Origin of the sequence: Roseimaritima sediminicola, from assembly GCF_009618275.1 — a bacterium.
Classification (GTDB): Bacteria; Planctomycetota; Planctomycetia; order Pirellulales; family Pirellulaceae; genus Roseimaritima; species Roseimaritima sediminicola.
In genome coordinates, this window is record NZ_WIAD01000175.1 from 1 (window position 1) to 394 (window position 394).

General features: G+C 49.0%; 1 protein-coding gene. It reads left to right on the plus strand.

From position 1 onward, the window contains the following. Positions 1-134: 134 nt before the first annotated feature. On the plus strand, positions 135-394 hold a 260-nt coding region (locus tag GE027_RS23540; RefSeq protein ID WP_237607753.1), incomplete at its 3' end, for a hypothetical protein.

Below are 394 nucleotides of genomic sequence, written 5' to 3' on the forward strand. Positions count from 1 at the left end.
GTTGTGGGGCGACTGTCAGTGTTGATGGCGTGTCGTTCTCTCTGGTTGATTTCGAAATCTTTCCATTCAGGACCACTTGTTCGTGTACGGAACGGGGCAAACCTGCGACATCGACAGCCAGCGGAGGCATGGACATGTTGCTCGCTGCAAAACGCGAGGGCCAAATTCCGGCAATTGGAGAGATAAAGGCCGATTCGGAGGTTGTCGGTCCCACGTTTGCGTTGATTCAGTCTCTCATGTATGCGTCTCAGATTGCTACACCCAATCAGTTCGAGCGATTGGCAAAGCAATACCCAAATGATTTCGGACACCTAACGAAGAATGCTCCAACTGTTGAGATCATTGTCATTCTTGAGTCAATTGAGAAGTGTATTTCTGAAGACCTAGCTTACGT